This is a genomic window from Streptomyces sp. FH025 (genome assembly GCF_017427025.1).
In the GTDB taxonomy this organism is placed as follows: Bacteria; Actinomycetota; Actinomycetes; order Streptomycetales; family Streptomycetaceae; genus Kitasatospora.
The window spans coordinates 1-2,206 of the sequence record NZ_JAFLNG010000972.1 but is presented as its reverse complement, the minus strand read 5'-3'; the positions used below and the strand labels follow the sequence as shown (position 1 = coordinate 2,206).

3 protein-coding genes are annotated in these 2,206 nt (G+C 74.4%); all 3 read right to left on the bottom strand.

The window, feature by feature from the left end; genetic code table 11:
* Positions 1 to 640 (bottom strand): transcriptional regulator (locus J0670_RS36300; protein ID WP_207816997.1); only part of this gene is annotated, 640 nt, incomplete at its 3' end.
* A gap of 83 nt (positions 641 to 723) precedes the next feature.
* A complete protein-coding gene (locus J0670_RS36295) occupies positions 724 to 1,215 on the bottom strand; it encodes a hypothetical protein (protein ID WP_207816996.1) in 492 nt (163 codons plus the stop codon).
* Positions 1,216 to 1,307: 92 nt separating this feature from the next.
* Complete coding sequence (locus J0670_RS36290) at positions 1,308 to 2,066, bottom strand: serine protease (RefSeq protein ID WP_307806854.1); 759 nt, start codon at positions 2,064 to 2,066, stop codon at positions 1,308 to 1,310.
* Positions 2,067 to 2,206: the final 140 nt, after the last annotated feature.

Sequence of the window (2,206 nt, the reverse complement as noted above, 5' to 3'; positions counted from 1 at the left end):
GCTCGACGGAAGCGACGGAACCGCGCTCGCCGCGCGGGGAGGTGTCGCCGAGCGCCGCCGCGAGCGGCCGGTACGCCTCGACGGTCTCGGTCGCCGGCCAGAGCCGCTCCGCGATGGCGGCGGGATCGGTGAATCCCGGGCCGGTCAGGCGGGTGGCCTCCGCCGCGATCAGGTAGGAGCCGACGGTCGCCTCCGAGGTCTCGGTGACGAGCTCCTCCAGGAGGTCGTGCGGGCTGACGTACGCGCCGGGCGCGAGTGGGGCGCCGCCGAGTCGGGTCAGCGCGGCGCGCAGGGCGTCGCGCTCCGGCCGGTGCTGCTCGGGGACGGAGAAGGTGTACAGCCGCCAGAGGCCGTCCCAGGGGGCGAGCCCGGCGTCCTGTGCGTAGGCGAGCGCGATGTGGCGGACGTCCAGGTCGGTGCGGAGCCGGCCCGCGTCGGTCAGCACGAGGCGGCCCTTCCGGCCCCGCCCCTCCTGTCGCAGGACGCCCGCCGCCTCCAGCCGGCGGATCGCCAGTCGTACCGGCTGGTCCGCCAGGCCGGCCGCCGCGGCGACGTCGTAGACGTAGTCGAGCGAGGCGGTGCCCCGCGGGTCGAAGCAGGCCTCGACGACCGTCCTCGGCGCGGCTTTGTACTCGGACACGGAGACCTCGGTTCTCGGCGGCGTCCCCCGGTGGGGGCGTCCGGTCACTGTGTCACACGTGAGGAGGGGCGGACCTCGGGGGCTCAGGCGCCCTCCCACGGGTAACCGTGGCGGCGGAAGGCCGAGGAGATGGCGGCCCTCCCGCCCTCGACGTCGTCGTCGAAGAGGACGCGCCCGGCCGGTGACTCGATCCGCACCTTGCCGCCGTGCCGGAAGACGCCGCCGACCTGGTCCCGGGCGATCACGCGGGTGTCGTCGCCCTCGGTGATCGTGATGGTCTCGTCCGAGATGTGCAGGGTGGCGCTGTGGTAGGTGACGAAGAGCCCGACCACGAGACCGGCGAGGGCGAGCAGCGCGGGCCGGCCGATCACCATGGCCGGGGAGTCGAAGGAGCCCAGGAACTTCACGGTGTCCGCGTACGGGATCGGGTGCCTGGCGGCGAACCGGAGGAGCCACGGGACGGCGAAGCCGAGGCCGGCGCCGACCGCGCCGCAGAAGAGCCAGACGACCACTCTGGTGCTCAGGGTCATCCGGAGCTCGGTCACGGCGGACTGGGCGCCGAATTCTTTCGTCATGAATACGACCGTATCAGGTTCGATAGTTCACGGCGATCGGGCCGGCGCCGGTCCGGGCCGAGGCGTCAGCGGGCAGGAGGGCGGTGGGGACGTCAGTGGGGCAGGAGGGCGGTGGGGACGTCGGTGGCGCGGGTGAAGACGGAGACCGGGTACTGGGTGTCGCAGTACTTGTTGCCGGTGGAGACGACACCGATCAGGACGCCGTCGGCGACCAGCGGGCCGCCGGAGTCGCCCTTGCAGACGCTGTCGGTCCGGCCGGGCTTCGGCAGCCCGCAGACCTTGAGGCGCGGGGAGTCGCCGGGAGCGGTGTAGGGCTCGCAACCGGCCAGCGGGGAGACGGCCAGCTCGGCCTGCTTGAGGCGGGTGCCCGGTCCGTCGGCGCCGGTGCGGCCGTAGCCGTAGACGGTGGCCGTCGTGCCCGCCCGGTACAGCTGCTCGTCGCCCGGCCCGGCCACCCGGACGGGCCGCTGCGGCAGCGGGCGGTCCAGGGTGAGCACGGCGGAGTCGTGGTCCAGGCCCGCGGTGTAGCGGGGGTCGAGCGCGAAGGACTTCACCCGGCGGACCTGCCCGGCGGAGGTGGTCAGGTCGGTCCGTCCGGCGATCACCCGCAGGGTGGTCGGGGCGTCCGCCTCGGCGACGCAGTGACCGGCGGTGAGGACCTTGGTGGGTGCGATGAGGGCTCCGGTGCACCACTGCTCGCCGGCCGCGGTCTCCAGCGCCACCACGAACGGGTGTGCCGCGGTGGTGGTGGCGGAGCCGCCGTGCACGGCGGCGGCCGGCGTGGCGGCCACCGCGAGCAGCGCGGCGGCGGCGAAGGGCAGGGACATGTGGCGGAGCGTGGGCTTGCGCACGGGAGGGCTCGTTTCCTGTCGTGGGTGTCGGCGGGGCGCCGACTGCGCTCCGCCGGAGGGAGACTGACCCGGATTCCGTCCCGGCCGCCAGAGGTGACGGAGAGTCCGGGACGGTGGAACGCCGGCGGGCTCCGTGGACT